Origin of the sequence: Streptomyces sp. NPDC012888, assembly GCF_042900645.1 — a bacterium.
GTDB lineage: Bacteria > Actinomycetota > Actinomycetes > Streptomycetales > Streptomycetaceae > Streptomyces.
Map to the genome: position 1 here is coordinate 363,878 of NZ_JBIBBM010000005.1, position 24,804 is coordinate 388,681.

Annotated in this window: 22 protein-coding genes; 12 read left to right on the forward strand and 10 right to left on the reverse strand. The window is 74.4% G+C overall.

All coding sequences use genetic code 11. The annotated features are described in order from the left end of the window. Positions 1-183: 183 nt before the first annotated feature. The 3 genes from ACFY61_RS11675 to ACFY61_RS11685 are packed head-to-tail and all read left to right on the forward strand — an operon-like array spanning position 184 to position 2,552. Positions 184-2,034, forward strand: coding sequence for a galactose oxidase-like domain-containing protein (locus ACFY61_RS11675; protein ID WP_389470144.1), 1,851 nt, complete (start codon positions 184-186; stop codon positions 2,032-2,034). Positions 2,035-2,063: 29 nt separating this feature from the next. Next, the gene (locus ACFY61_RS11680; RefSeq protein ID WP_389470146.1) at positions 2,064-2,360 is read left to right on the forward strand and encodes an EF-hand domain-containing protein; all 297 of its coding nucleotides are present in this window, start codon (positions 2,064-2,066) and stop codon (positions 2,358-2,360) included. Between the two features lie 36 nt (positions 2,361-2,396). Beyond that, on the forward strand, positions 2,397-2,552 hold the full coding sequence (locus ACFY61_RS11685; RefSeq protein ID WP_389470148.1) for a DUF6131 family protein: 156 nt from the start codon (positions 2,397-2,399) through the stop codon (positions 2,550-2,552). A gap of 43 nt (positions 2,553-2,595) precedes the next feature. On the opposite strand, the gene ACFY61_RS11690 is transcribed toward ACFY61_RS11685, so the two are convergent. Then, positions 2,596-4,017 carry an MFS transporter gene (locus ACFY61_RS11690; protein ID WP_389470150.1) on the reverse strand — a complete coding sequence of 474 codons (1,422 nt, stop codon included), beginning with the start codon at positions 4,015-4,017 and terminating at the stop codon, positions 2,596-2,598. A 242-nt stretch (positions 4,018-4,259) separates the two neighbouring features. Next, complete coding sequence (locus tag ACFY61_RS11695; RefSeq protein WP_389470154.1) at positions 4,260-5,486, reverse strand: cytochrome P450; 1,227 nt, start codon at positions 5,484-5,486, stop codon at positions 4,260-4,262. 399 nt (positions 5,487-5,885) lie between these two features. On the opposite strand from ACFY61_RS11695, the gene ACFY61_RS11700 reads away from it, so the two are divergent. Next, positions 5,886-7,382, forward strand: a complete 1,497-nt coding sequence (locus ACFY61_RS11700; RefSeq protein WP_389470155.1) for an FUSC family protein — start codon at positions 5,886-5,888, stop codon at positions 7,380-7,382. Between the two features lie 22 nt (positions 7,383-7,404). On the opposite strand, the gene ACFY61_RS11705 is transcribed toward ACFY61_RS11700, so the two are convergent. Together ACFY61_RS11705 and ACFY61_RS11710 are read right to left on the reverse strand one after the other, a co-directional pair. Further along, a complete protein-coding gene (locus tag ACFY61_RS11705) occupies positions 7,405-8,532 on the reverse strand; it encodes an agmatine deiminase family protein (protein WP_389470157.1) in 1,128 nt (375 codons plus the stop codon). 126 nt (positions 8,533-8,658) lie between these two features. Then, positions 8,659-10,221, reverse strand: a complete 1,563-nt coding sequence (locus tag ACFY61_RS11710) for an APC family permease (protein WP_389470159.1) — start codon at positions 10,219-10,221, stop codon at positions 8,659-8,661. 157 nt (positions 10,222-10,378) lie between these two features. On the opposite strand from ACFY61_RS11710, the gene ACFY61_RS11715 reads away from it, so the two are divergent. Further along, complete coding sequence (locus ACFY61_RS11715; protein WP_389470161.1) at positions 10,379-11,041, forward strand: TetR/AcrR family transcriptional regulator; 663 nt, start codon at positions 10,379-10,381, stop codon at positions 11,039-11,041. Positions 11,042-11,084: 43 nt separating this feature from the next. Here ACFY61_RS11715 and ACFY61_RS11720 read toward each other — a convergent pair whose 3' ends face one another. Further along, entirely contained in the window at positions 11,085-13,127 is a 2,043-nt protein-coding gene (locus ACFY61_RS11720) for a HelD family protein (RefSeq protein ID WP_389470163.1), read from the reverse strand. A gap of 54 nt (positions 13,128-13,181) precedes the next feature. On the opposite strand from ACFY61_RS11720, the gene ACFY61_RS11725 reads away from it, so the two are divergent. The 4 genes from ACFY61_RS11725 (at position 13,182) to ACFY61_RS11740 (ending at position 16,477) form a co-directional block, all read left to right on the forward strand. Beyond that, entirely contained in the window at positions 13,182-13,343 is a 162-nt protein-coding gene (locus ACFY61_RS11725; RefSeq protein ID WP_389470165.1) for a hypothetical protein, read from the forward strand. A 182-nt stretch (positions 13,344-13,525) separates the two neighbouring features. After that, entirely contained in the window at positions 13,526-14,086 is a 561-nt protein-coding gene (locus ACFY61_RS11730) for a GNAT family N-acetyltransferase (RefSeq protein ID WP_389470168.1), read from the forward strand. 148 nt (positions 14,087-14,234) lie between these two features. Further along, positions 14,235-15,371 carry a nitric oxide synthase oxygenase gene (locus tag ACFY61_RS11735; RefSeq protein ID WP_389470170.1) on the forward strand — a complete coding sequence of 379 codons (1,137 nt, stop codon included), beginning with the start codon at positions 14,235-14,237 and terminating at the stop codon, positions 15,369-15,371. 56 nt (positions 15,372-15,427) lie between these two features. Beyond that, positions 15,428-16,477, forward strand: coding sequence for a lactonase family protein (locus ACFY61_RS11740; protein ID WP_389470172.1), 1,050 nt, complete (start codon positions 15,428-15,430; stop codon positions 16,475-16,477). Between the two features lie 84 nt (positions 16,478-16,561). Here the strand turns inward: ACFY61_RS11740 and ACFY61_RS11745 are convergent, their stop codons facing one another. From ACFY61_RS11745 to ACFY61_RS11755, 3 genes are all read right to left on the reverse strand, one after another. Continuing rightward, a complete protein-coding gene (locus ACFY61_RS11745) occupies positions 16,562-17,491 on the reverse strand; it encodes a hypothetical protein (RefSeq protein ID WP_389470174.1) in 930 nt (309 codons plus the stop codon). Positions 17,492-17,587: 96 nt separating this feature from the next. Then, positions 17,588-18,274 (reverse strand): uracil-DNA glycosylase, encoded by a 687-nt coding sequence (locus tag ACFY61_RS11750; RefSeq protein ID WP_389470177.1) that lies wholly within the window; start codon positions 18,272-18,274, stop codon positions 17,588-17,590. An 11-nt stretch (positions 18,275-18,285) separates the two neighbouring features. After that, positions 18,286-19,377: a WD40/YVTN/BNR-like repeat-containing protein gene (locus ACFY61_RS11755; protein WP_389470178.1), complete on the reverse strand. Its 1,092-nt coding sequence runs from the start codon at positions 19,375-19,377 to the stop codon at positions 18,286-18,288. A gap of 184 nt (positions 19,378-19,561) precedes the next feature. On the opposite strand from ACFY61_RS11755, the gene ACFY61_RS11760 reads away from it, so the two are divergent. Together ACFY61_RS11760 and ACFY61_RS11765 are read left to right on the forward strand one after the other, a co-directional pair. Further along, positions 19,562-20,641 (forward strand): NADH:flavin oxidoreductase/NADH oxidase, encoded by a 1,080-nt coding sequence (locus ACFY61_RS11760; RefSeq protein ID WP_389470180.1) that lies wholly within the window; start codon positions 19,562-19,564, stop codon positions 20,639-20,641. Positions 20,642-20,812: 171 nt separating this feature from the next. Further along, the gene (locus ACFY61_RS11765; protein WP_389470182.1) at positions 20,813-21,160 is read left to right on the forward strand and encodes an ArsR/SmtB family transcription factor; all 348 of its coding nucleotides are present in this window, start codon (positions 20,813-20,815) and stop codon (positions 21,158-21,160) included. Here the strand turns inward: ACFY61_RS11765 and ACFY61_RS11770 are convergent. Both ACFY61_RS11770 and ACFY61_RS11775 read right to left on the reverse strand, forming a co-directional pair. Beyond that, positions 21,150-22,514: an FAD-dependent oxidoreductase gene (locus tag ACFY61_RS11770; RefSeq protein ID WP_389470184.1), complete on the reverse strand. Its 1,365-nt coding sequence runs from the start codon at positions 22,512-22,514 to the stop codon at positions 21,150-21,152. The genes ACFY61_RS11765 and ACFY61_RS11770 overlap by 11 nt on opposite strands. Positions 22,515-22,568: 54 nt before the next feature. Next, positions 22,569-23,249, reverse strand: a complete 681-nt coding sequence (locus ACFY61_RS11775; RefSeq protein WP_389470187.1) for a DUF305 domain-containing protein — start codon at positions 23,247-23,249, stop codon at positions 22,569-22,571. A 75-nt stretch (positions 23,250-23,324) separates the two neighbouring features. On the opposite strand from ACFY61_RS11775, the gene ACFY61_RS11780 reads away from it, so the two are divergent. Continuing rightward, entirely contained in the window at positions 23,325-24,803 is a 1,479-nt protein-coding gene (locus tag ACFY61_RS11780; RefSeq protein ID WP_389470188.1) for an LVIVD repeat-containing protein, read from the forward strand. Position 24,804: the final 1 nt, after the last annotated feature.

The following is a 24,804-nucleotide window of genomic DNA, read 5'->3' on the forward strand; positions in this document are numbered from 1 at the left end:
GCCGGGCGTCCGGGCCGGGCGTCCGGGCCGGGCGTTCAGGCGTTCAGGTGCGGCGCCCCGGTGCGTCGCTGGGCCGTACGGCTGGGCCTGGGACGGCGACGGGCGGGGTACGGGACACCGGCGCACGCCGTGCCTATCTTCGGACCGTCCGATCATCCCCGTGTGTTCGTGCGAGGTGCGGCGGTGCGTGCAGAGCGGTGTCTGTGGAGCCTGGCGGCGGTACTCACGGCGATGGCCGCGCTGGCCCCTCCCGCCCTCGCCGCGGCCCCCCGCCATGCCGACGGCGGGACCGTCGCCGCCCCGGCCCGGCCGGGGGAGCCCGCCGCCCCCGCCGATCCGGGGGAGGCGGCCGTACTCGGCACCGCCCACGCCCGCGCGCACGCCGGCCTCCGGGCCGCCACCCGGGACGCCCGCGGCTACCCGCAGGACCGCCGCACCGACAGCCTGCTGCGCCTCACCGCCTCCCAGGCACGGGACAACACCGCCCACGACCCGGCGCTGACGGGCCGGTTCACCGAGTTCTTCCCCTCCCCGGACTTCGGGGTGCACACCGCCCTGCTGCCCACCGGCAAGGTGCTGCTGTTCTCCTTCGAGCGGGTGCAGACCGACCCCACCAAGGAGACCGGACCCACCGACGTCCTGGGACGCAACAACGCCGGCCGCGCCTACCTGTGGGACCCGGCCGCCGGCACCGGTGCCACCGCCTTCAAGAAGGTCGAACCACCGCACGTGCTGGTCGCAGACGGCACCGGGCTCCTCCGCCCCGCCCCCTTCTTCTGCGCCGGGCACGCCTTCCTGCCCAACGGGATGCTCGCCGTCTTCGGCGGCAACGCGGGGGGCAAGGGCGGCAGCGGCGCCCGGCTGTCCTTCGTCTTCGACCCGTGGACGGAGACCTGGTACCGCAACCGCGACATGGCCGTCGGCCGCTGGTACCCCTCCGTGGTCACCGGGGCGGACGGCCGCCAGCTGATCATGTCCGGCCAGTCCGAGCGCGGCACCGGAACGCCCACCCCCGTGGTGGAGCGCTTCCCGGCCCTGGGGTTGCCCGTCCCCCGCGAGCGGGACGAGGTCCCCTGGAACCTGCCCACCGACCGCTTCTGGTCGGCGGCGCCCTTCCGCAACGACTACCCGCACCTGTTCTCGCTGCGCGACGGCCGGATCTACGGCCTCGGCCGCGACGCCGACCAGCAGTGGGTCTTCGACACCTTCACCGAACTCCGCCACACGCTGCCCCGGCGCCCCGGGGACTTCCGGGGGTACGGCTCCGCGGTGCCGCTGCCCGCCGGGTTCCGCGGCCCTGACTCCGTCCTCGTCCTCGGCGGCGACCCCCACGACCCGCACACGTACCGGCTCTCCCGGCGCACCTGGACCACCGAGCAGCCGCGCGCCTTCGGCCGGACCCAGGACGACACGCTGATCCTCCCCGACGCCACGCTGCTCACCGTCAACGGCGCCCTGGACACCCGCGACTACGGCCACGGCCCCTTCAACCCGGCCGCCGACCTCAAGTACCGGCAGACGGAGCTGCGCGACGCGCGCGGCTGCTGGCGCCTGGGACCGGCCCAGCGGCTGCCACGCGGCTACCACTCCAACGCCCTGGTACTGCCCGACGGCCGGGTCATGGTCACCGGCGACGAGCTCCAGCAGATCGCCAACGACCCGGACATCGACGACGGCATGGACGGCAGCATCGAGCTGTACGAGCCGCCCTACCTGCACCGCGGCGGACCCCGGCCCGAGCTGGGGCCGTTGCCCGACCGGCCGGTCCGCTACGGCACCCGGCTGCGGGTGACCACCTCCACCCCGGGGTCCGCCGCCAGGGCGGTGCTGCTGGCCCCCACCACGGCCACCCACTCGGTGAACACGAGCCAGCGCCACCTGGAGCTCCGGATCGCCTCGCGCAGCGCGGACGGGACCACCCTGGACCTGGTGGCCCCGCCCGGCCCGGCCGACGCCCCGCCCGGGTACCACATGCTCTTCCTGCTCGACGGCCGCGGCGTGCCGAGCGTGGCACGATGGGTCCGGCTCGGCTGAAGCCCCCGCCCCGCCCGGAGGAGTATGCGATGAGCGAGCAGGCCAGACGGCTCTTCGACGCCCTCGACCTCGACCACGACGGGACCCTCACCCGCTTCGAGGTGATCAGCGCGCTCCGCTCGAAGGGACCGACGCTGGTGGCACAGGGCGTCATCCCGGCCTGGGCGGTGGGCGGTCCCGAGGAGTCCTCGGCCCTGTTCGACGCCGCCGACGCCGACGGGGACAGCGTGCTGACCTACGAGGAGTTCGCCCGTGTGGTCGACCGGCGCTTCGGCTGGCAGCCGCACGCAGAGCGGGAGCCGCCGACCGGACCTACCCTGGAGTGAGAGATCCTCAACCACTCCGCCGGAGCGGAGGAGAACATGATCATTCTCGGCATCATCCTGCTGGTCATCGGATACGTGGCGGGCATCTCCATCCTCTGGACCATCGGGATCATCCTCGTCGTCATCGGCGCGATCCTGTGGATCCTGGGGTCGATGGGCCACGCCCTGGGCGGCCGGAAGCACTACTGGTAACCCCCCGCGCCCACGCCCACCACCCCCACCGGGGCGGCTCGGGTCAGGCGCGGGCCGGTGCGGTCCCGCGACCGCCCGTGGCGGCACGCGGGGCCGGCACCGGGCGCCGTGCCAGTTCCGCGGCCAGCGCCTCCGCCTCGGCCACCGTGGAGACGGACGGCCCCGAGCCCGGCAGCGGCCGGCCCGCGGTCTCCGCCATCAGCACCGCCGCGACGAGCCCGACCAGGCCCGCCAGCATCGTGTAGTAGGCGGGCATGAGGTCGTTCCCGGTCGCGTCCACCAGCGCGGCCACCACCAGCGGGGTGGTGCCGCCGAACAGCGAGACCGAGACGTTGAACCCGAAGGAGAGCGAGGCGTAGCGGGTCCGCGTCGGGAAGAGCGCGGGCAGCGCCGAGGACATGGCGCCGAGGTAGGTGACCAGCGCCAGGCCCAGGACGAGCAGGCCGGTGAAGACCGCGACCGGGCCGCCCTGCCGGATCAGCAGGAAGCACGGCAGGGCCAGCACGACGAACGCGGCCGAACCGCCGATCAGCACCGGCCGTCGCCCGACCCGGTCGGAGAGCCGTCCCACCGCGTTCACCAGCGCCAGCAGCACCAGCATGACCAGGACGATCGCCATCAGGCCGCCGGTCTCGTCGAAGCCGATCGTCGACAGGTACGTCGGCATGTACGACAGCAGCATGTAGTCGGTGATGTTGAAGGCGGCGACCAGGGCCACGCACAGGCCCAGTGCCCGCGGGTCGGCGAACAGCGTCCTGCGCAGCGGCACCCGCTCGGCCGGCGCGTCGGCGGACCGTTCCTCCAGCGCGCGGAAGGCCGGCGACTCGTCCAGCTTGAGCCGCAGGTAGAGCCCGGCCAGGCCGAGCGGGCCCGCGATCAGGAACGGCAGCCGCCAGCCCCACTCCAGCATGGCGGTCTCGCCGAGCAGCAGGGTCAGTCCGGTGACCAGGCTCGCCGCGGCGATGTAGCCGACGAGCGTGCCGAACTCCAGGAAGCTGCCCCAGAAGCCGCGGCGCCGGTCGGGCGCGTACTCGGCGATGAAGGTCGCGGCGCCGCCGTACTCGCCGCCCGTGGAGAAGCCCTGCACCATGCGGCAGAGCACCAGCAGGGCCGGCGCCCACAGGCCGATCGTGGCGTAACCGGGGATGAGGCCGATGGCGAGGGTCGCCGCCGCCATCATGATCATCGTCAGGGCGAGGATCTTCTTCCGGCCGACACGGTCACCCAGCGGGCCGAAGAACATGCCGCCCAGCGGGCGCACCAGGAACGCCGCCGCGAAGGCGGCCAGCGAGGCGAGGATCTGCGCGGCCTCGTTCCCGGACGGGAAGAAGACCTTGCCGATGGTGACGGCGAGGTAGCTGTAGACCCCGAAGTCGAACCACTCCATCGCGTTCCCCAGGGCCGTGGCCTTGACGGCGCGCTTCACCGCCCGTTCGTCGGTCACCGTGATGTCGGCGCGTTGCACGAGGTTACCTTTCGTGACGACTGCAAAGCTTGCGTCGTACACCAAAGCCTCTCCGGAACGTCCTCCCGTGCGCCGAAGGTCCCGGATGGCGGGACTTCGGTCCCGGTCGTCCACAGGGCCGGAAGTCCCGCTCCGGACATCGCGGACATCGCACGTGACGACCGCCGCCGACCCGGGTACCCTCCCGCCTCCCCGACCCGCGACCCGCCCGCCCGTCACGCACCGTGACGGCGGCGGGGCCCTCACCAGGTGACGTACAGCGCCTCCGGCGAGCGGTGGAGCAGGGTCGGACGCATCGCCGGAACCGGGCGCGCCGGGTCCAGGCGCAGGTCCGGCAGCTCGCGCGCGAAGAGGTGCAGGGTCAGGCGCAGCTGCTCCCGGGCCAGCTGCGAACCCGGGCAGCCGTGGGGTCCGGCGCCGAACGCGAGGTGGCGCCGGCCCTCCGGCCGGGTGATGTCGAACTCCGCGGGCCGCTCGTACCGCTCCTCGTCCCGGTTGGCCGAGCCGTACGCCACCAGCACGTGCGCCCCGGCGGGCAGCTCCGTGCCGGCGAGGGTCACCGGCCGGGTGGTGGTCCGCCGGAACGCCTGTACGGACGGGTCGTGCCGCGCGGCCTCCTCCACCGCGGCCGGCACCAGCCCCGGGTCGGCGCAGAGGGTCCGCCACTGCCGGGGATCCCGCAGCAGGTGCAGCAAGGTGGTGGCGATCATCGCACTGGTGGTGAGGAATCCGGCTATCAGCACGTTCTGCAGTCCGGCCACCGCCTCGTGCCGCTGCTCCAGGGTGAGCTCGCCGTGGCCGGGCGCCAGCGCGGCCACCAGCGCCGAACACAGGTCGTCCCGGGGCCGCGCCCGCCGGTCCCGTACGTACCCGTCGAGCAGGTGCTGGAGCGCGACCACGTCCTCGGCGGCCGCCGCCTGCCCGGCCGGCGACAGCGGCCGGAACATCAGCTCCTCCGCCCGGTAACCGCCGTGCACGGCCGCGGGCACGTCCGCCGGATCGAGACCGATCAGCCCTCCGACCACCTGCCCCGGCAGGCGCCGCGCGTACGCGCCCACCAGCTCCGCCGAGCCGTCCGCCGCGAAGCGGTCCAGCAGCTCCTGCGCACACCCGCGGGCGTACGGCACCAGCGCGGCCACCCGCGCCGCGGACAGGCCCCGGTTCAGCGGGGCCCGGTGCCGCCGGTGGGCCGCGCCGTCCGTGTTGACCACGGTCGGCCGGGGCCCGAACCCCCGCGGCAGCACCCCCAGGGCCGCCTCGGACAGCGCGACGTCCGGCAGCAGGGCGTTCACGGACGAGAACTCCTCCGTCCGCAGCAGCACCTCGCGCACGTCCCGGTCGCGCGCCACCAGCCAGGCGCCGAACTCGGGCACGTACGTCAGCCCGCCGGCCCGGCGGGCACGGGCGTACAGCGGGTAGGGGTCGGCGTACAGCTCGTCGCGCCCCGCCTGGTCGTGCTCGTGCGCCACACGCGCCTCCGGATCGTGTCGGGACCGGGCACGGCCATGCTGCCCGAGCCCCGCCGCACCCGGAAGGGCGCCCGGGGGGAGCGCGGGGGCGGACGGACCCCGCCGGGCGAAAGGGGCGGGTGAGGCTTCGGGACGCTGAGCCGTTGGCAACACGTGGCCCACAAAAGCGGCGGCTGACCGGGCCACTGGCTCATTGCCGCTGACCCGGGTTGAGCCAGGGGCCCGGTGCCGGTTAATCTGTGCACTATCCAATTACTTTCGGCGCCGCAGCGCCGGACCGGCGACGGAGCCGGCCCGGACCGCGGTGCCTTCGTCGTGCCCGTCGGCCGCCCACCACCCCCGGGCGGCCCGCCGGACCCGACGCGCACCACTGAGGGGGCGGTCACCACCGTGAAGAGGATGTTCGTGGCTCCGGACCCGGGGCGCATGCGGTTGCGGAACTCGCTGCGCGCCGTCCTCGGCGTCGGCCTCGCCGTCGCCGTCGCCGAACTGTGCGGTCTCTCGCTGACCGCCTCCATCACCGGCGGCCTCGCGGCCCTGCTGGCCCTCTTCACCGTCACCGACGCCACCGTCCGGGCCCAGGTGGCCACCACGGCCCTGCTGCCCGCTGCCGGTTTCCCGGTCCTGGCCCTGGCCACCACCCTGCACGGGGTCCCGGCGGCCCGTGACGCGGTCTTCCTGGCCGTGGTCTTCTGTGGGGTCTACGCCCGCCGCTGGGGGCCGCGCGGACACGCCCTCGGCATCTTCGCCTTCATGCAGTTCTTCGTGACCCAGTTCCTGCACGCCGCCCCGGGTCAGCTCCCCGAGCTGTACGCCGCGGTCACCGTGGCCCTGCTCGCCTCCGGCGCGGTCCGCTTCCTGCTGTGGCCCATCGAGCGCCGCACCCCGCCGGCCCCCGCGCCCCCGCCGCTGCCCGGCACCGGGCTGGCCCGCGCCACCACCCGGCAGGCCGTCCAGGCCACGGCCGCCTGCGGCTTCGCCCTTGCCGTCGGCCAGGTCCTGTCCGAGGAGCGCTGGTACTGGGCCGTCGGCACCGCGTGGTGGATCTTCGTGAACACCGCCTCGCGGGGCGAGACCCTGGTCCGCGGCTTCCGGCGGGTCCTCGGCACGGTCGTGGGCGTGGCCGCCGGCGTACTGATCGCCGTACCGCTCGAGGGGGCCGCGCTGCCCACGGCGGCCCTGGTGGCCGTCTGCGTCTTCGCGATCTTCTACACGGCCCCCGTGTCCTACTCGTGGATGATCCTCGCGGTGACGCTCATGGCCGGTCTGCTCTACGGCCTGCTGGGCGTCCTCGACCACGGCCTGCTGGTGCTGCGCCTCGCCGAGACCGGCGTCGGAGCGCTGGCCGCCGCCCTCGCCGTGGTCCTGGTGCTGCCGGTCACCACGCACGCGACCAACGAGGCGTGGATCCAGCGCGCCCTGCGGTGCGTGCACGCCGCCACTGCCGAGTCCGCCGCGCGCCTCGCCGGTTCCCCGACGGCGGACCCGGCGCCGCACGTGACCGAGCTGGAGCTGCTGCTGGCCCGGGTCCGGCTGGCCCTGGCACCCCTGGTGCACCCGCTCAGCCCCTTCGCCGCGCGCAAGGCCAGGGCCCGCCGGGTGATCGCCCTGCTGGACGACTGCTCCCGCGAGGTGCGGGCGCTCGCGGCCGTCGCCGCCGACCCCGACGCCTCCCACGACGCCCGGCTGGCCGCCGCCTGCTGGCGCGTGGAGGCCGCGGTGGAGGGCCTCACCGCCGGCGGGCGGGCGCGGCCGGCGCCGCAGCCCGCCCCGGCCGCGGACCGGGACCAGCCCGCCGCTGCGCCGCTGGTCCACCTCCACGGCCTGGAGCGGGCCCTGGCCGATCTCGCCGGCCCGCTGCACGGCTCCCCGCGCGGCCCCCTCGTCAACGCCTGACGGGGCGGCCGGCCCGCGTCGTTCAGCCGGTCGTCGCCGGCACGTGCTGGGTGACGCAGTGGATGCCGCCGCCGCCCCAGGCGAGGGTGGTGGTGGGCACCCCGACGACCTCCCGCCCCGGGAACAGCCCCGCGAACCGGCTCAGCACGGCGGCGTCGTCCGCGGTCTGCGAGGTGGGGACGAGCACACTGCCGCGGGTCAGGTAGTAGTTCGTGTAGCTGAAGGTCTCCACCGTCGCGCCGTTGACCGTGAAGTGCGGCTGCTGGTGCAGCTCGACCAGCTCGAACCTGCGCCCGGCCGCGTCCGTGGAGGCCTGGAGCACCGCCTTGTTGGCGGCCATGCGGGCGTGGTTGGGGCTCGTGGTGTCCGGCTGGGTGTGCAGCAGGAGCCTGCCCGGGCCCAGGTAGGCGGCCACCAGGTCCACGTGCCCGTCGGTGATGGTGTCGTTGTGCAGCCCGTAGGGCAGCCAGACCACCTTGCTCGCCCCGTAGGCGGCGAGCAGCGCGGCCTCGATCTGCGCACGGGTCATCCCCGGGTTCCGGTTCGGGTTGAGCAGGCACTCCTCCGTGGTGATCACCGTGCCCTGGCCGTCGGTGATGACGGCGCCGCCCTCCAGGACGAGGTCGACGGCCCGGCGGGGCACCGACAGCGCCGCGCAGACCCCCACCGGCAGCAGGTCGTCCTTGTCGAACGGGTACTTGTTGCCCCAGCCGTTGAACCGGAAGTCGAGCCCGGTGATCCGGCTCCGGTCGGCGCTGCGGGTGAAGACGGGCCCGGTGTCGCGGGTCCAGCAGTCGTTGACCGGGTGCTCGATCACGGTGACCGAACTGCCGCACGCCTGCCGGGCCTCGGCGGCGGTGCCCGGCTCCGCCACCATCAGCACCGGCTCGAACCGGGCGATGCCGCGGGCGATCGCGGAGACCTCCCGCTGCACGTTCTTCAGCAGGCCGCCCCAGCCGACGTTCCGGTCCCAGGGCCAGGCCATGACGCAGCCGGCGTGCGCCTCCCACTCGGCGGGGACGGCGTCCGGTGCCGTCTGCCCGGCGGGCAGGGGTGCGGCGGTGGCCGTCCGGCCGCCCAGGAAGGCGGCCGCGGTGGCGGCGAGAGCGGTGGTGCAGAAGGTGCGGCGGGTACTGCGGGGGCGGTGCATGGCGGTGTCCCTTTCGTATCGCTGTGTCGCTGTGTCGCTGTGTGGCTTTGTGGCTGAGGCGCTGACGTCGCTGTGTCGCCGGAGCCCGTGTCGCCGGACCGGCCGGCCCGCGGGGGTGTGCCGCGGCTACTCCTGCTCCGGCCCCGCGGCCGGCCCGGCCCCGGCCCGGCGCAGCAGGTGGTGCGGGCGCTTGACGAGCAGGTAGACCAGTCCGCTCCCCAGGACCACGGCGATGCCCAGGACGGCGGCCCACACCTGGTACCAGGGGGCGCCGGGCGGGGCGAGGACCGCGCGCGGCCAGCACACGTTGACCACCTGGAAGCCGGTCCAGAGGACGGCCAGGACGTTCAGCACGGTGCCCTTGCGACCCAGCCGGATGTGCCCGGCGGGCACCCAGCTGCCCCGCACCCGGGCGATCAGCGCGGCCAGCGAGACCAGGAAGAACGGCAGGTACGTGGCGGCGGTGCCGAAGGTGATCAGGCTGCCGATGGCGGTGGCGTTCAGGCCCAGCGCGAGGGCGCTGCCGCTGATCAGGGTCGAGGCGACGAGCCCGCCGATGGGGGCCTTGCGCCCGTTGACCTTGCGCACCTGGCGGGAGAACGGGAACACCCCGTCCCGGGCCAGCGAGTACAGGCCGCGGGCCGCGCCGCCCTGGGAGGCCATCGCGCACGCCAGGAAGCCGATCAGGACCACGACCACGAACGGCTTGTCCGACCATGATCCGAACGAGTGCACCACGGCCGTGGTCACCGGGTCGATGTCCTCGCCGGCCACGACCGACGCCGGGTCGGGGTGGGCCATGGCGACCGCGATCGCGTTCAGGATGACCACGACGCCCACGCTCAGCAGCGCCCACCACATCGCCCGCGGCACCTGCCGGCCGGCGTCCTTGGTCTCCTCGGCGGTGGACACGCAGGCGTCGAACCCGATGAAGGCCCACCCGGCGACGGCGACGGCGGCGAGGAAGCCCGCGGCCACCGATCCGCCCGACAGCGCCTCCGCGCCCAGGGTCGCTGTGAACAGCGGGAAGCCGTGCTCCCGGAAGAAGAGCAGCAGCGCCAGGCCGACCAGCACGGAGGCGACGGCCTCGGCGGCGATGCCGAGGGAGACGAACCAGCGCAGCATGGTGATGCCGTACGCGTTGACCAGCATGCAGAGCAGCAGGATGCCGACGGCGACGGCCACCAGGCCGCCGGGGGTCGGGGTGGCGCCGAACAGCGCGTACACCCAGGGCGCGGCGAGGTACGCCACGGTCGTGTTGCCGAACATCACGGCGAACTGCCAGACCCAGCCGCCCAGCCAGCCGAAGGCCGGGCCGAGCAGGCGCCGGCCCCACTGGTACGGCCCGCCGGCCAGCGGCCACTGGGAGGTCAGCTCGGAGTAGACGTTGACCACCAGACACTGGCCGGCCAGCACCAGCGGCAGGGCCCACACCCAGAGCGGCCCGGCCACGGTGGTGCCCACCATCGAGACCGCGTACAGGGCGACGACCGGCGAGACCACGGCGAAGCCCATGGAGATGTTGCCGACGACGCCCAGGCTGCGGCGGAGCTCCTGCCGGTAGCCGAGGTCCTTCAGGCGGGCCGCGTCCGCGTCCGCGTCCGCAGCAGCGTCCGCGCCGGCGCCGGGGCCGGCGGGCACCGGGGGTGTTTCGTCCGTGACCGGGGTCCGGTCGGGCGCACTGTTCATGATCACCTCATCGAGGGGCGGCCCCGGGTGGGCCGGCGTCGAGCAATACCTAACCGTGTTAGGTAAACGGGTGGCGTGAATGTAGCCCCAAGACGGCCTGATTGTGAAGCGTTCCTGACAGGTAACCTTCGATTCCGACCGTCGAAGGAGCCGCGCGATGCCCCGCCCGAGTCAGTCCGTCCTCAGCCGTCCGGTGATCGCCCGGGCGGCCCTGGAGCTGCTGGAAGAGCAGGGGGTGGACGGCCTGAAGATGCGCACCATCGCCGACCGCCTCGGCGTCCGCGGGGCCTCCCTCTACCACCACGTCGCCTCGAAGGACGACCTGCTCGACGCGGCCGCGGAACTCGTCAACGACGAGATCGAACTGGGCCCCCTCGCCGAGCCCGGCGGACCGGCCGGCATCGCCCTGTACGCCCGCGGCTACCGCCGCGTCTACCTGCGCTACCCGCACATGATCCCGCTGGTCGCCCGCCACCGGGTCACCAGCCCCAAGGCGCTGCGCGGCTACGACGCCCTGCTGGAGGCCCTGACCGCGGCCGGCCACACCCCGGCCGGAGCGGCGGAGACCGCCGCCGCCCTCGACAACCTCGTCCTCGGCTCGGCCCTGGAGACCTTCACGGCCGGCTTCGACCGCACCCCCGCCGAGTACGCCCCCGACTACCCGCACCTCGCCGCGGGCCTGGACGCCTCCGCCCGGGCCGGGGGCGGCCTGGCCGGCCTCGACGAACGCGGCTTCGAGCGCGGCCTCCGGCTGCTCCTCGCCGGCCCGCGCCCCGACGACGCCCCTGCCGGTGCCGGTGCCGGGGCCGGACCGGCCTGAGCCGCCACCGGAGCCGGACCCGGCCCCTGGCGCCGGGCCCGGCTCAGCCCAGGCCCGCGGGCAGCCGCCCGGTGTGCAGCACCCCCAGCCGCTGGGTCGCCCGGGTGAGGGCCACGTACAGGTCGCTCGGCAGCTGGTCGGCCGGCTCGACCACCAGCACCGTGTCGAACTCCAGGCCCTTGGCCTGGCGCGGGTCCAGCAGCACCACCCGCCGCGTCAGGTCCACTTCCCCTCCCGCCGGTACGCCGCCGGGCAGCGCCCCGCCCAGTACGCCGTGCAGCGCCCGCGGCGCGATCACCGCGAGCCGGCCCTCCGCCGGCAGCTCCTCCGCCACCGCGGCGGCCACCGCCGACGGCAGGTCCTCCGCCCGCCGCACCCACGGCCGCACACCGGTGGAACGCACCGAGCGCGGCGGCTCGAACCCCGGCCGCCGGGCCCGCATCACACCCGCCGCCAGCTCCATCACCTCCGCGGGCGTGCGGTAGTTCACCCCCAGCCGGACCAACTCCCAGCGGTTCCCGACGAACGGTTCGAGGATCGCCTCCCAGGTACCCAGCCCGGCCTCGTCACCGGTCTGCGCCGGATCGCCGACCAGCGTCATGGACCGGGTCGGGCAGCGCCGCATCAGCAGCCGCCACGCCATCGCCGACAACTCCTGCGCCTCGTCCACGATCACGTGCCCGAAGGCCCAGGTGCGGTCCGCCGCCGCCCGCTCGGCGGTGCTCCGGTGGTCGGCCTCCTCGTGCCGCTCCGCCATCCGCTCGGCGTCGATGATGTCGTGCGCCGCCAGGTACTCGCTCTCCATGTCCTCGAACTCGTACGACTTCGAGCCCTCCGACAGGTCCAGCACGCCCTGCGCGTAGGCGATCCGCTCCTGCCGCTCCCGCTCGGCCGCGGCCCGTTCCGCGCTGTCGTCGTACCCCAGAAGCTCCGCCGCCTCGTCCAGCAGGGGCACGTCCGCCGGGGTCCACTCGCCCGCCGCGCGCCGGATCAGCGCGGCGTCCTCCGCCGGCACGTGGGTCGGGTCGGCGAGGAAGTCCGCGACCAGCCGCTGCGGCGTCAGCGGGGGCCACAGGTCGTCGATCGCGGCGTGCACCTCCGCGCTGGTGGCGATCTCCTTGCCCAGCTGGGCGACGTCGTCGGGCCCCAGCAGGTTGGGGCCGCCGTACGGGTCGGCACCCAGCCGGTCCGCGAGCTGTTCGGTGAGGGCGTCGATGATCCGGAAGGCGAAGTAGGGCCGGGCCAGGTTGTGCGGCAGCCCGGTGGCCCGCGCCCGGTCCCGCGCCTCGTACGCCATGGTCCGGTCCAGCAGCAGCGTGCCGTAGTCCTCGTGGTCGATCTCCAGCGCGGGTTCCGGCAGCACCTCGCTGTCCTCACCGGCACCCGCGGGCACCGTCTCCGGCAGCCGCTGCCGGTCCCGCACCACCGCCGCCAGCACCTCGGCCATCCCGGCGCGGCCCTTGACCGCGGCGGCCCCCGGCCGGTCCGTGCCGGTGGCCCGCACCCCCGGGAACAGCTCCGCGGGCGTGGCCAGCAGGACGCCCGTCTCGCCCAGGGACGGCAGCACCTCGCCGATGTAGCCGAGGAAGGCCGGGTTGGGGCCCACGATCAGCACGCCCCGCCGGGACAGCTGCTCCCGGTACGCGTACAGCAGGTAGGCCGCCCGGTGCAGGGCCACCGCGGTCTTGCCGGTCCCCGGACCGCCCTCCACCACCAGCACCCCGCGGTGCGGCGAGCGGATGATGCCGTCCTGCTCCGCCTGGATGGTCCGCACGATGTCGTGCATCCGGCCGGTGCGCGCCGCATCCAGGGCGGCCAGCAGCACGGCGTCCGCGTCGGCGCCCTCGTGGCCGGTGCGTTCGGCGTCGCTCAGGTCCAGGATCTCGTCGTGCAGGGCGGTGACCTCGCGGCCGCGCGTGGTCAGGTGGCGGCGCCGGCGCAGCCCCATGGGGGAGTAGCCGGTGGCGAGGTAGAACGGGCGCGCCACCTCCGCCCGCCAGTCCACGACGAGCGGGGTCCGCTCCGCGTCGTCCCGGCGGACACCGATCCGCCCGATGTGGTGGTCACGGCCGTCCGAATAGGTCACCCGGCCGAAACAGAGACCGTTTTCCCCCGCGTTCAGCGCCGAAAGCAGACCGGATTGCTCGGCGACCAGCACATCCCGTTCCAGGCGCGCCTGAAACCCCTCGCCCTCGCTCCGCAGAGCCTCCCGCACCGCGCGTTCTGCCTGGTCACGCAGGTCGTCGAGGCGTGCGTAGAGATCCGTGACGAACCGTTGTTCATTACGGAATTCCTCGGTTGACAATTCCACTCCCGCCGCGATACAGTGTCCTCGTGAGGTTTTCTCGCGACCGTCTCTCGGAGAAGTCGCGAAACAACCAATATACGCGGAACAATGCCCCGGTCGTCAAATGTCCCGGGGTTTTTTCATGCCGTCACCCGGCTTCCGTGGTGATCGCCCGCGGCGCCGCGTACGGTCGTACCGTGACCACCGCACCCGAAGGCATCACCATCCGCCTCGCCCGGCCCGGGGACGCGCCCGCCATCGAGGCGCTCGACGGCTCGTTCACCACCCCGACCGTGTTCGAGGCCGCCGCCACCGACGCCGGCTTCACCCTCCGCGAGGTCCCGGTCGACCCGCCCCTGCGCAAGTCGTTCCCGCCCGAGGAGCACGACGAGCAGGAGATCGGCGAGGACAACGAGGCCGACCACCGCACCTTCGTCGCCCTCGACGGCGAGGGGCTGTGCGGATTCGCCGCCGTCGCCTACGCCCCCTGGAACCGGCGGCTCACCGTCGAGGACATCGAGGTCGCCCCCGGCCACCGCGGCCGGGGCATCGGCCGGGCCCTGATGGAGCGTGCCGCCGGGTTCGGCCGCGAACGCGGCGCCCGCCACCTCTGGCTGGAAGTCTCCAGCGTCAACGCCCCCGCCGTCCACGCCTACCGGCGGATGGGCTTCGCTCTCTGCGGGCTCGACACCACCCTTTACGACGGGACCCCGGCCGCCGGGGAGCAGGCCCTCTACATGGCGCGCCCGCTGCACTGAAGAACGCCCGGACATCACTCGGACGGGTGTTCCGGGCGCCCACGACCAGCCGCACTGACCTGCGGCATGTACAACGGGTGATTGTTCGGTGCACATTCATCCGGCACGTACACGGTGGATCAGGCAGGACAGGGGGTAACGGCCCGGAATGGAAATACTGCAACGGCTTTTGACGGCCACTCAGGTGTGGGAGGAGGCCGCCCGGTTCATCCGGCTCTTCCACCGGGAGAACCCGCAGGCGGGTGACCCCGGCGAGCGGCTGGCCGCCGTGCGCGAGGAGCTCGCGGAGACCGGCACCTACCGGCACACCGCCGAGGAGCTCGCCCACGGCGCCCGCGTCGCCTGGCGCAACAGCAACCGCTGCATAGGCCGGCTCTACTGGAACTCGCTGCGGGTCCGCGACCGCAGGGAACTCACCTCCGGCGAGGACATAGCCGCGGAATGCTTCGAGCACCTGCGCGAGGCCACCAACGGCGGCCGCATCCGTCCCACCATCACCGTCTTCGCCCCCGACGCCCCGGACCGCCCCGGCCCGGTCGTCTGGAGCGAGCAGCTCATCCGCTACGCAGGCTACGGCGACCACCCCTCGGTCACCGTCGGCGACCCGCGCAACCGCGAACTCACCGGAGCCCTGCGCGAACGCGGCTGGCCCGGCGGCCCCGGCACCCCCTTCGACCTGCTCCCGCTGGTGGTGCAGGGCAGCGACGACAAGCCCCGCTGGTTCGACGTGCCGCCCGACGCGGTCCTCGAAGTGCCCATCGAGCACCCGGACCACGACCACTGGTCGGACTGGGGCCTGCGCTGGCACGCCGTGCCCGCCATCTCCAACATGTGCCTGGAGATCGGCGGCATCCACTACCCGGCCGCCCCGTTCAACGGCTGGTACATGGGCACCGAGATCGGCGCCCGCAACCTCGGCGACACCGACCGCTACAACCTGCTGCCCGTCGTGGCCCGCCGGATGGGCCTGGACACCTCCAGCGACCGCTCCCTGTGGAAGGACCGCGCCCTGGTCGAACTCAACCGCGCCGTCCTGCACTCCTTCGACCGGGCCGGGGTCACCATCGCCGACCACCACACCGAGTCCCGCCGCTTCCTCAGCCACATGGAGCGCGAGGAGCGCAGGGGACGGCAGGTCGGCGCCGACTGGTCCTGGATCGTGCCCCCGATCTCCGGCTCGGCCTGCCCGGTCTTCCACCGCACCTACCAGGACCGGCAGGAAAGCCCGGCCTACGTGCACCACCCCGGCGCGGGCGACCGCGCCCGCGGCCGCAACCTGGTCTAGACCTTCTGTTACCGTCGCCTGGCAGGCCGGGCAGCGGTGGAGAAGGGAACCGAGAAGTGACGCATACCCGTGAACTCCGGGTCAGGATCGGCTCGTTCACGTCGGCGGGCGGCCGCGGCATCACCACCGCGGCCGTCGACGGGCACACCGGGGAGCTGACCGTCCTCGGCCACACCGACGTCCTCGCCGACCCCTCCTACCTGGCCGCCGCCCCGGACGGCTCGGTGGTCTACGCCGTCAGCGAGGGCGAGCGCGGACTGGCCATGGCCTTCCGGCCCGACCCCCGCGGACTCGTGCCGCTCGGCGCCCCCGTGGAGACCGGCGGTGCCGGCCCCACCCACCTCGCCGTGGCCGGCCGGCTGCTGCTGACCGCCCACTACACCTCCGGCGGCATCGGCGCGCTGCCCCTCGGCCCCGACGGGGCCCCGCACGCCCCCGCCGCCGTACTGGCCCACCACGGCTCCGGACCCGACCCCGACCGCCAGCGCGGACCGCACGCCCACCAGGTGCTGCCCGACCCGTCCGGCCGCTGGGTGCTCGCCGTGGACCTCGGCACCGACTCCGTCCGGGTCTGCGCCGCCCCGGCCCCGGACGGCGCGGCGCCGGTCCCGCACGGCGAGACCGCGCTCCGCCCCGGCAGCGGCCCGCGCCACCTGGCCTTCCACCCCGCAGGCGGGCTGCTGTACGTACTGCACGAGCTGCGGCCGCAGCTGACCGTCTGCCGGTGGGACGGGGAGGCGGGGGAGGTGCGACCGGCCCGGGAGGTTCCGGCGCCCGCAGAGGGCGCCACAGGGGCCGTGCGGGCCTATCCCTCCGCGGTGGCGGTCTCACCCGACGGGCGGTTCCTCTGGGCGGCCGTGCGCGGCACCGACACCATCGCGGCGTACTCCCTCGCCGACCCGGCCGCTCCCGCACTCGCCGGCACCGTGGCCTGCGGCGGCCGCTGGCCCCGCGACCTGGTCCTCGACCCCTCGGGCCGCCGGCTGTACGCGGCCAACGAGCGCTCCGGCGACGTCACCTGGTTCGACGTGGACCCCGCGACCGGCGTCCCGCGCCGCGCGGGATCCGTGCCCGTCCCGGCCGCGACCTGCGTCCTCTTCGCCTGACGGGCACCCGCCCCGCCCGCGTACGGACGCGCCGGGGCCCGCCTCCCCGTGGAAGGCGGGCCCCGGTGGTGGAACGGACGGGCGTCAGCGCGCGGAGGCGCCCTGCGGGATGCCCAGGGCGGCCGCGTACTGGGCCACCGCCAGCTTGCCGAGCGCCGGGTAGGCCCCGAGCACCTCGGCCGCGGCGCAGTCGGCCTCCTTGGCGGCGGTGTCCAGCAGGCCGTCGGTGGCCTCCGGCCCGATCAGGTACGGGGCCAGCGCCAGCTGCGCCGAACCCGCGCCGCGCAGCTGCTCGGCGACCGCGGCCACCGAACCCTCCTGGTCCAGCGCGGCCGCGATCACCGGAACGGCGAGGCGCGCCGCCAGCAGCATGCCGGTGATGCCGGCCGCCTGCACGGCCTCCTCGCCACCGGTGGTGGCCAGGATGATGCCGTCGGCGGCGGTGGCCACGGTGAACAGCCGCGCCCGGTCCGCGCGGGCCAGCCCGGCCTCGGACAGGCGCACGTGCAGGGCCTCGGCGAGCAGCGGGTGCGGACCGAGCACGTCGGTCAGCTCGGCGGCGGCGGCCGAGTCCATCAGCGCCTGCCGAGTCCGGCGCAGCAGGTCGCCGTCGGGGCCGGCGAGCAGCGGCACCACCACGGCGTCCGGGCCGGTCGGCTCGGGCACCTCCTGCCCGGCTGCCCGGGCGAACTCGGCGCGCGCGGCCCGCTCGGCCACGACGGCGTCCAGGACGGTGGTCAGCGACGGGAACTCCGGGTTCCCCTCCTCGTCCGGCACCCCGCCGTCGAGGTAGCCGACCCGGGCGTCCAGACCGGGCAGCTCCGAGCGCCCGATGCTGAGGACTTCCTCCGCCAGCGCGCGCGAGGCGGACGACGGGACCCCGGGTACGGCGAGCACCAGCGCGGGCGCGTTCTCGGGCGCCACCGCGGGCTCAGGACGGCGGTGCCGTCCGCTCGGGCGGGGTCGCGGCATTCGTACGGGCAGGCCGTTCGCAGGCCCAGTGGGGGTGCTCATGCGGCCGCATGCTACTGGTTGTACCGGCCCGGCGGTTCGGCCAGGGTGAAGGCCGGAGGCATCTGTCCGTATTTATCCGGTGAATTTCAGATACGTTCAACTGACGCTGGGCAGCCGCCAGTCCACGGGCCGTGCCCCCTGCCGGGCGAGCAGGTCGTTGGTGCGGCTGAACGGCCGCGACCCGAAGAACCCGTAGTCGGCGGACTTGGGGGAGGGGTGGGAGGACTCCACCACGGGGAGCTCGCCGAGCAGCGGCCGCAGGTTGCGGGCGGCGCGCCCCCAGAGGATGGAGACCAGCGGCTTGCCGCGGGCGGCCAGCGCCCGGATGGCCTGCTCGGTGACGGCTTCCCAGCCCTTGCCCTGGTGGGCGTTGGAGCGGCGCGGGGCCGTGGTCAGCGAGCGGTTCAGCAGCAGCACCCCCTGCCGGGTCCAGGGGGTGAGGTCACCGTTGAGCGGGCGACCGGTGCCCAGGTCGCGGTGCATCTCCAGGAAGATGTTGTCCAGGCTGGGCGGGATCGGGTCCACCTCGGGCGCCACCGAGAAGGAAAGCCCCACCGCGTGCCCGGGCGTGGGGTAGGGGTCCTGTCCGACGATGAGGACCTTCACCTCGTCGAAGGGCTGCTGGAAGGCGCGCAGCACGTCGGCGCCGGCGGGGACGTACCGGCGGCCGGCCGCGATCTCGGCGCGCAGGAAGTCGCCCATCGCGGCGATGTGCCCGGCCACCGGTTCGAGGGCCTTGGCCCAGCCGGGTTCTACGATCTCGTGCAAGGGTCGTGGTGCCACGGACCGTCACTCTAGTGGCCGATCACCGCCGCCCGTACGCAGAGGACGTCCGGCAGGTGTTCGGCGAGCAGTCGCCAGCTGTCCCCGTCGTCCGCGCTGGCGTAGAGCTCGCCGTTGCGGTTGCCGAAGTACACGCCCGCCGGGTCGGCGTCGTCGGTGCACATGGCGTCGCGCAGCACGGTGCCGTAGTGGTCGCCGGAGGGCAGCCCCGAGGTCAGCGGTTCCCAGGTGGCGCCGGCGTCGGAGGTGCGGAAGACGCGGCAGCGGTGCCCGGCCGGCACCCGGTCGGAGTCGGCGTTGAGCGGGAAGACGTAGGCGGTGTCCGGGCGGTGGGGGTGGGCGGCCACGGCGAAGCCGAAGTCGGAGGGGAGCCCCGCGCCGATGTCGGTCCATGCGCGGCCGCCGTCGTCGCTGCGGTAGACGCCCCAGTGGTTCTGCAGGTAGAGCCGGCGGGGGTCGCCGGCGTCCCGGGCGAGCTTGTGCACGCACTGGCCGAACTCGGGCTGCGGGTCGGGCAGGAAGACCGCGGACACCCCGCTGTTGGACGGGGACCAGGCGGCCCCGCCGTCGGTGCTGCGGAACACCCCGGCCGCGGAGACCGCCACGGTCAGGGCGCCGGGGTCGGCCGGGTCGGTGAGCACCGTGTGCAGGCCCTCGCCGCCCCCGCCGGGCGCCCAGTCCCGGCGGCTGGGGTGCTCCCACAGCGGCCGGACCAGTTCGAAGGACTCGCCGCGGTCGGCCGAGCGGAACAGCGCGGCCGGCTCGGTGCCCGCGTACACGACGTCCGGGGCCTCCGGGCCGGCCGGGTGCAGCTGCCAGACCCGCTCCAGGGAGGCGCCGGTGTCCCCGGGGAACCGCACCGCGGGCCGGGCGGGCTCCTGCCAGGTCGCGCCGAGGTCGTCGGAGGTGAACACCGAAGGGCCCCAGTGCGAGCTGTCCCCGCCGACCAGGATCCGCGGGACGGGGCCGCGCCGGTCGACGGCGGCCGCGTAGACCGCCTGGGCGTTGAAGTGCGGACCGCCGAACTCCCACGGCCCGCCGTTGTTCCGGCGGCCGATGAAGAGGCCCTTGCGCGTGCCCACGAGCAGCAGCAGTTCGGTCATGGCGGCACCTCCGGGTGGCGAGTCCTCCTGGCATGGTGGTCCGGACGCCATTGGTACGAGAACTCTCGTACTACGATTGATTTCGTAGTACGGTGATCCTCGTACGAGCCGGGGACCGGTCCGGTCCTGCGGCATTCCGCAGCACGCTTCCGCGGCACCGACCCAGACCAGGGAGAGCCCGAACATGAGTGCCACCCTCTTCGAGCCGTACCGGCTGCGTTCGGTCACCGCACCCAACCGGGTGTGGATGGCCCCGATGTGCCAGTACTGCGCCGAACCCGCCGGAGAAGCGGCGGGAGTCGCCCACGACTGGCACTTCGCCCACTACGCGGCCCGCGCTGCCGGCGGCACCGGCCTGATCCTCCAGGAGGCCACCGCGGTCTCGCCGGAAGGCCGGATCTCGCCCTACGACCTGGGCCTGTGGAACGACACCCAGCTGCGGGCGCTCCGCCGGATCACCGGCTTCCTCAAGGAACAGGGCACCGTCCCGGGCATCCAGCTCGGCCACGCCGGCCGCAAGGCCTCCACCGGCCGCCTCTGGGAGGGCGGGGGACCGGTCGGCCCCGGGGAGCACGGCTGGCGCCCGGTCGCCCCCAGCCCGCTGGCGTTCGGCCCCGGCCACCAGGTGCCCCGCGAGCTGACGCCCGCCGAGATCCGCACGGTGGTGGGGGACTTCGCGGCCGCCGCCCGGCGGGCCCTGGCGGCCGGCTACGAGGTGGTGGAGATCCACGGCGCCCACGGCTACCTGATCGGCGAGTTCCTCTCCCCGCGCAGCAACCGACGCACCGACGCCTACGGCGGCTCCTTCGAGAACCGCACCCGTTTCGCCCTGGAGGTCGTCGACGCGGTCCGCGAGGTCTGGCCCGCCGGACTCCCCCTCTTCTTCCGCGTCTCCGCCACCGACTGGCTGGGCGCGGAGGGCTGGACGGCCGACGACACCGTCCGGCTGGCAGGGTTGCTCAAGGACCACGGCGTGGACCTGCTCGACGTCTCCAGCGGTGGCCTGGCACCCGATGCCCGGATCGAGACCGGACCCGGCTACCAGGTGCCGTTCGCCGCCCGTGTCCGGGCCGAGGCGGGCCTGGCCACCGCCGCCGTGGGCCTGATCACCGAGCCCGTCCAGGCCGAGAAGGTCCTGGCCGGGGGCGAGGCCGACGCCGTCCTGCTCGGCCGGGAGCTGCTGCGCGACCCGTACTGGGCCCGGCGCGCCGCCCGTGAGCTGGGCGCCGCGATCCGCACCCCCGGGCAGTACGCCCGGGCCTGACCGCGGGCGGCGCGGGCTCGGGGCCCCGGGCCCGCGGCTCCGGGTCCGCGGCTCCGGGTCCGGGCTCGGGGTCCGGGGCTCGGGGCTCCGGGGCCGGGGCTCGGGGCCCGGTTGGGCGCCTCGTAGGATGGACGGGCAGCAGTGGCGACGACCGAACGGAGTTGACGGGACATGACCGACCGCGACACCGGCCGTGCGCTCGCCCATCCCGAGCCGGGACAGATCCGCCTCGAAGAGGTGCTGCACGCCCTCTCCGACCCGGTGCGGCTGTCGATCGTGCGCGAACTGGCCACCGCCGCGTCGGAACTCGCCTGCTCCGACTTCGAGGTGCCCGTCACCAAGTCGACCACCACCCACCACTTCCGGGTGCTGCGCGAGAGCGGCGTGGTCCGGCAGGCCTACCGGGGCACCGCCAAGCTCAACGGCCTCCGCCGGGACGAGCTGGACGCCCTCTTCCCCGGCCTGCTGGACAGCGTGCTGTCCGCCGCCGACGCCGAACAGGGCCGCCTCACCGGCTGACCGGCACCCCGGCCGCGCCCAGCAGCCCCGGCCAGTCCGGGATCTTGACCGAACGGCGGCCCAGCGAACCGCCCAGCTCCTGTTCCGCCCGCTCGATCGCCTGCCAGCCCGTCCACTCCACCGGGTGCAGCAGCCCGGCCGCCCGCATGGCCGTCAGCGGATCGCCGGGGAGCTCCCGGCGGGCCAGGGCCGGCGCGTCCTGCAGCAGGGCCGACGCCGTCTCCTTGGCGCAGGGCCGGTTCGTGCCGATCACCCCGGTCGGGCCGCGCTTGATCCAGCCCGCCACGTACTCGCCCACCGAGGCCCGGCCCGCGCGCAGCACCCGGCCCGCGGCGTGCGGCACGGTGCCGCGGGCCGCGTCGAACGGCAGCCCCGGGAGCGCGACCCCCCGGTACCCCACCGAGCGGAGCACCAGCTGTGCCTCGACGTCCTCGTACGCGCCGGTGCCGGTGACGCCGCCGCGGCCGTCCGGCAGGGTCCGCTCGAACCGCACCCCGGCCGCCCGCCCGTCCGGCCCGGCCAGTACCTCCACCGGGCGCAGGAAGAACCGCAGCGCGATCCGCCGGCCGCCGCCCCCGGCGGGGGCGGCGGCCCAGCTCCGCAGCACCTCGACGTTGCGCCGGTTCACGGCGGGCAGGGGGGCCCGCGGATCGGCGTAGGCGGGGTCCAGGGCCAGCTCCGCCGGGTCGACCACCGGGTCCACGCCGGGCAGCGTGCCCAGCTCGCGCAGCTCCTTGGTGGTGAACTTGCCCTGTGAGGGCCCGCGCCGGGCCACCATCGCCACCTCGCGCACCCCGCTGCCGGCCAGCGCCCCCAGCGCCGGCTGCGGCATGTCGGTGGCCCGCAGCTCGGCCTCGCCCCGGGCCAGCATCCGGGTCACGTCCACCGCCACGTTGCCCGCTCCGACCACCACCGCCGAGCGGACCCCGGCCAGCGCGAAGTCCTCCGCCTCGGCGTCGGGGTGAGCGCTGTACCAGTTCACGAAGGCGGTGGCCGAGTGCACCCCGGGCAGATCCTCCCCGGGGACGTCCAGCATCCGGTCCCGGGCGGCGCCCACGCAGTAGACCACCGCGTGGTACAGCTCCAGCAGCCGGCCGGTCGGCAGCGCCGGCCCGCCGACCTCCACGTTGCCCAGGAAGCGGATCCGCTCGTCCTCCAGCACCGCGCGGAGGTTGCCCTGGAGGGACTTGATCTTCTCGTGGTCGGGGGCCACCCCGTATCTGACCAGGCCGTACGGTGCGGGCAGCCGGTCCAGTACGTCGACCAGCACGCCCGGTACCTCGCGCTGCTGGACCAGGGTCTGGGCGGCGTAGACCCCGCTCGGGCCGGAACCGACGACGGCGACTCGAAGCACGGCGGAACTCCTTTTCGGAGGTGAATCCCAGGATGCCACCGACGCCCCGGCGCGTCAGCCCGTCGACACGGCCCCGCCGGCGGCCGCCAGCGCCCGCATCCGCTCGATCTCGGAGGTCTGCTGGGCCACCACCTCGTTCGCCATCTCCTCCACGGCCACGTTGTTCCCACCGGAGAGGGCCTCGCCGGCCATGGTCACCGCCCCTTGGTGGTGGGCGGTCATCAGGCTCAGGAAGAGCCGGTCGAAGTCCGCGCCACGGGCCGCCCGGAGCTGGTCCAGCTGCGCCCCGGTGGCCATGCCGGGCATCGACGCGTGGTCGTGGCCGTGCCCGGCGCCGTGGCCGCCGCCGGGCGCGGGGTGACGGGCCAGCCAGGCCTCCATCGCCGCGATCTCCGGCCGCTGGGCCGCCGCGATCCGCTGCGCGAGCCGCTTCACCGGTTCGGCCGAGGCCCGGTCGGGGGCCAGCGCGCTCATGGTCAGCGCCTGCCGGTGGTGCTCGATCATCCGCTGCACGTAGGCGAAGTCGGCGCCGTTGGGGCTGTCGTCCGGACGCTCCCTGGCGGCCTGTTCGGGGGAGAGGGTGCGGTTGGGCTCGCCGGGCCTGCCGGGGGCGACGACCCGGGGTCCGCCGGCGTCGCTCCGCTCCTCCTCCTGGCACCCGGCGAGGACGAGGACGCACGCGGTGGCGACGGCCGCCCACCCGGAACGGCGATGAGACCCCTTTGCCATGTCCATGGAAAGGACGATACTGCCCGCGTCCAGGTTCCGTTCCCACCAGGAACGGCTGAACGGACCCATAGGGAGGGCAAGTTGACCTCGACGCACCACACCCGTGTGCGACCAGGGAGCCCGAGGGCGGTGGCAGCGGCAGCCGCCGCGGCAGTCGGCCTCCTCGCCGCGCTCCTGGCCGCCGGCCCGGCGGCCGCCACCCCGGACCCCGGAGACCTGCAACGATCCCCGGGCGCGCGGACCGCCGGCAGCGGCGCGCCCGCTGTCCCGGGCCAGGACGGGATCGTCCACAGCCCCAACATCAGGCACCTCGCGAACGTCCCCAGCACCAACCCCGACGGCATCGAGACCGACATCGCCTTCCAGGGCCGGTACGCCTACGCGGGCAGCTACGACGGCTTCACCATCTACGACATCGCCGACCCGGCGGCGCCCAGGACCGTCACCCAGGTCCGCTGCCCGGGCGGCCAGAACGACATCTCGGTCTCCGGCGACCTGCTCTTCCTCTCCACCGACTCCTCGCGCAGCGACGACTCGTGCAACAGCGTCTCGCAGCCCGCCACCGAGAAGTCCTCGTGGGAGGGCGTCAAGATCTTCGACATCAGCGACAAGGAGAACCCCAGGTACGTCAAGTCCGTGGAGACGGCCTGCGGTTCGCACACCCACACGCTGGTGCCGGGCGGCCGCGACATCTACGTGTACGTCTCCTCGTACTCGCCCAACGACGCATTCCCGGACTGCAAGCCGCCGCACGACGGCATCTCCGTGATCAAGGTCCCCAAGAAGGAACCCACCCGGGCCGCCGTGGTCGGCTTCCCCGTCCTCTTCCCGGACGGCGGCAACCCGGGCGCGCCCACCAACCCCGGGGTCACCCGGACCAGCGGCTGCCACGACATCACCGTGCTGCCCTCGAAGGACCTGGCGGCCGGCGCCTGCATGGGTGACGGCATCCTCTTCGACATCAGCCGGCCGGAGCGGCCGCGGGTCATCGACCGGGTCCAGGACAACGTCAACTTCGCGTTCTGGCACTCGGCCACCTTCAACGAGCGCGCGAACAAGGTGGTGTTCACCGACGAGCTCGGCGGTGGCGTCGGTGCCACCTGCAACGCGGCCACCGGCCCCGACCGCGGTGCCAACGGCATCTACGACATCACCGGCCGGGGCGACCAGCGCGAGCTGGTCTTCCGCAGCTACTTCAAGATCCCGCGGCACCAGGCCGACACCGAGAACTGCGTGGCCCACAACGGCTCGCTGATCCCCGTCGGCGGCGGCCGCGACATCATGGTCCAGGCCTGGTACCAGGGCGGCCTGTCGGTCTGGGACTTCACCGACTCCACCCGGCCCCACGAGATCGCCTTCTTCGAGCGCGGCCCGGTCGACCCGGCCGCACTCGACTTCGGCGGCGCCTGGTCCACCTACTACTACAACGGGCACATCTACTCGAACGACATCACCAAGGGCCTCGACGTGCTGCGGATCGACGACCGCCGCACCGACAGCGCCGCGCGGGTCCGGCTGGACCGGCTGAACGTCCAGACCCAGCCCGAGTACGACCGGTAGG

Coding starts and splice junctions, on each gene's coding strand:
- ACFY61_RS11680 (WP_389470146.1), top strand. CDS start 2,064: ATGAGCGAGCAGGCCAGACGGCTCTTCGACGCCCTCGACCTCGACCAC.
- ACFY61_RS11685 (WP_389470148.1), top strand. CDS start 2,397: ATGATCATTCTCGGCATCATCCTGCTGGTCATCGGATACGTGGCGGGC.
- ACFY61_RS11700 (WP_389470155.1), top strand. CDS start 5,886: ATGTTCGTGGCTCCGGACCCGGGGCGCATGCGGTTGCGGAACTCGCTG.
- ACFY61_RS11705 (WP_389470157.1), bottom strand. CDS start 8,532: ATGCACCGCCCCCGCAGTACCCGCCGCACCTTCTGCACCACCGCTCTC.
- ACFY61_RS11710 (WP_389470159.1), bottom strand. CDS start 10,221: ATGAACAGTGCGCCCGACCGGACCCCGGTCACGGACGAAACACCCCCG.
- ACFY61_RS11715 (WP_389470161.1), top strand. CDS start 10,379: ATGCCCCGCCCGAGTCAGTCCGTCCTCAGCCGTCCGGTGATCGCCCGG.
- ACFY61_RS11735 (WP_389470170.1), top strand. CDS start 14,235: ATGGAAATACTGCAACGGCTTTTGACGGCCACTCAGGTGTGGGAGGAG.
- ACFY61_RS11745 (WP_389470174.1), bottom strand. CDS start 17,491: ATGAGCACCCCCACTGGGCCTGCGAACGGCCTGCCCGTACGAATGCCG.
- ACFY61_RS11755 (WP_389470178.1), bottom strand. CDS start 19,377: ATGACCGAACTGCTGCTGCTCGTGGGCACGCGCAAGGGCCTCTTCATC.
- ACFY61_RS11760 (WP_389470180.1), top strand. CDS start 19,562: ATGAGTGCCACCCTCTTCGAGCCGTACCGGCTGCGTTCGGTCACCGCA.
- ACFY61_RS11765 (WP_389470182.1), top strand. CDS start 20,813: ATGACCGACCGCGACACCGGCCGTGCGCTCGCCCATCCCGAGCCGGGA.
- ACFY61_RS11775 (WP_389470187.1), bottom strand. CDS start 23,249: ATGGACATGGCAAAGGGGTCTCATCGCCGTTCCGGGTGGGCGGCCGTC.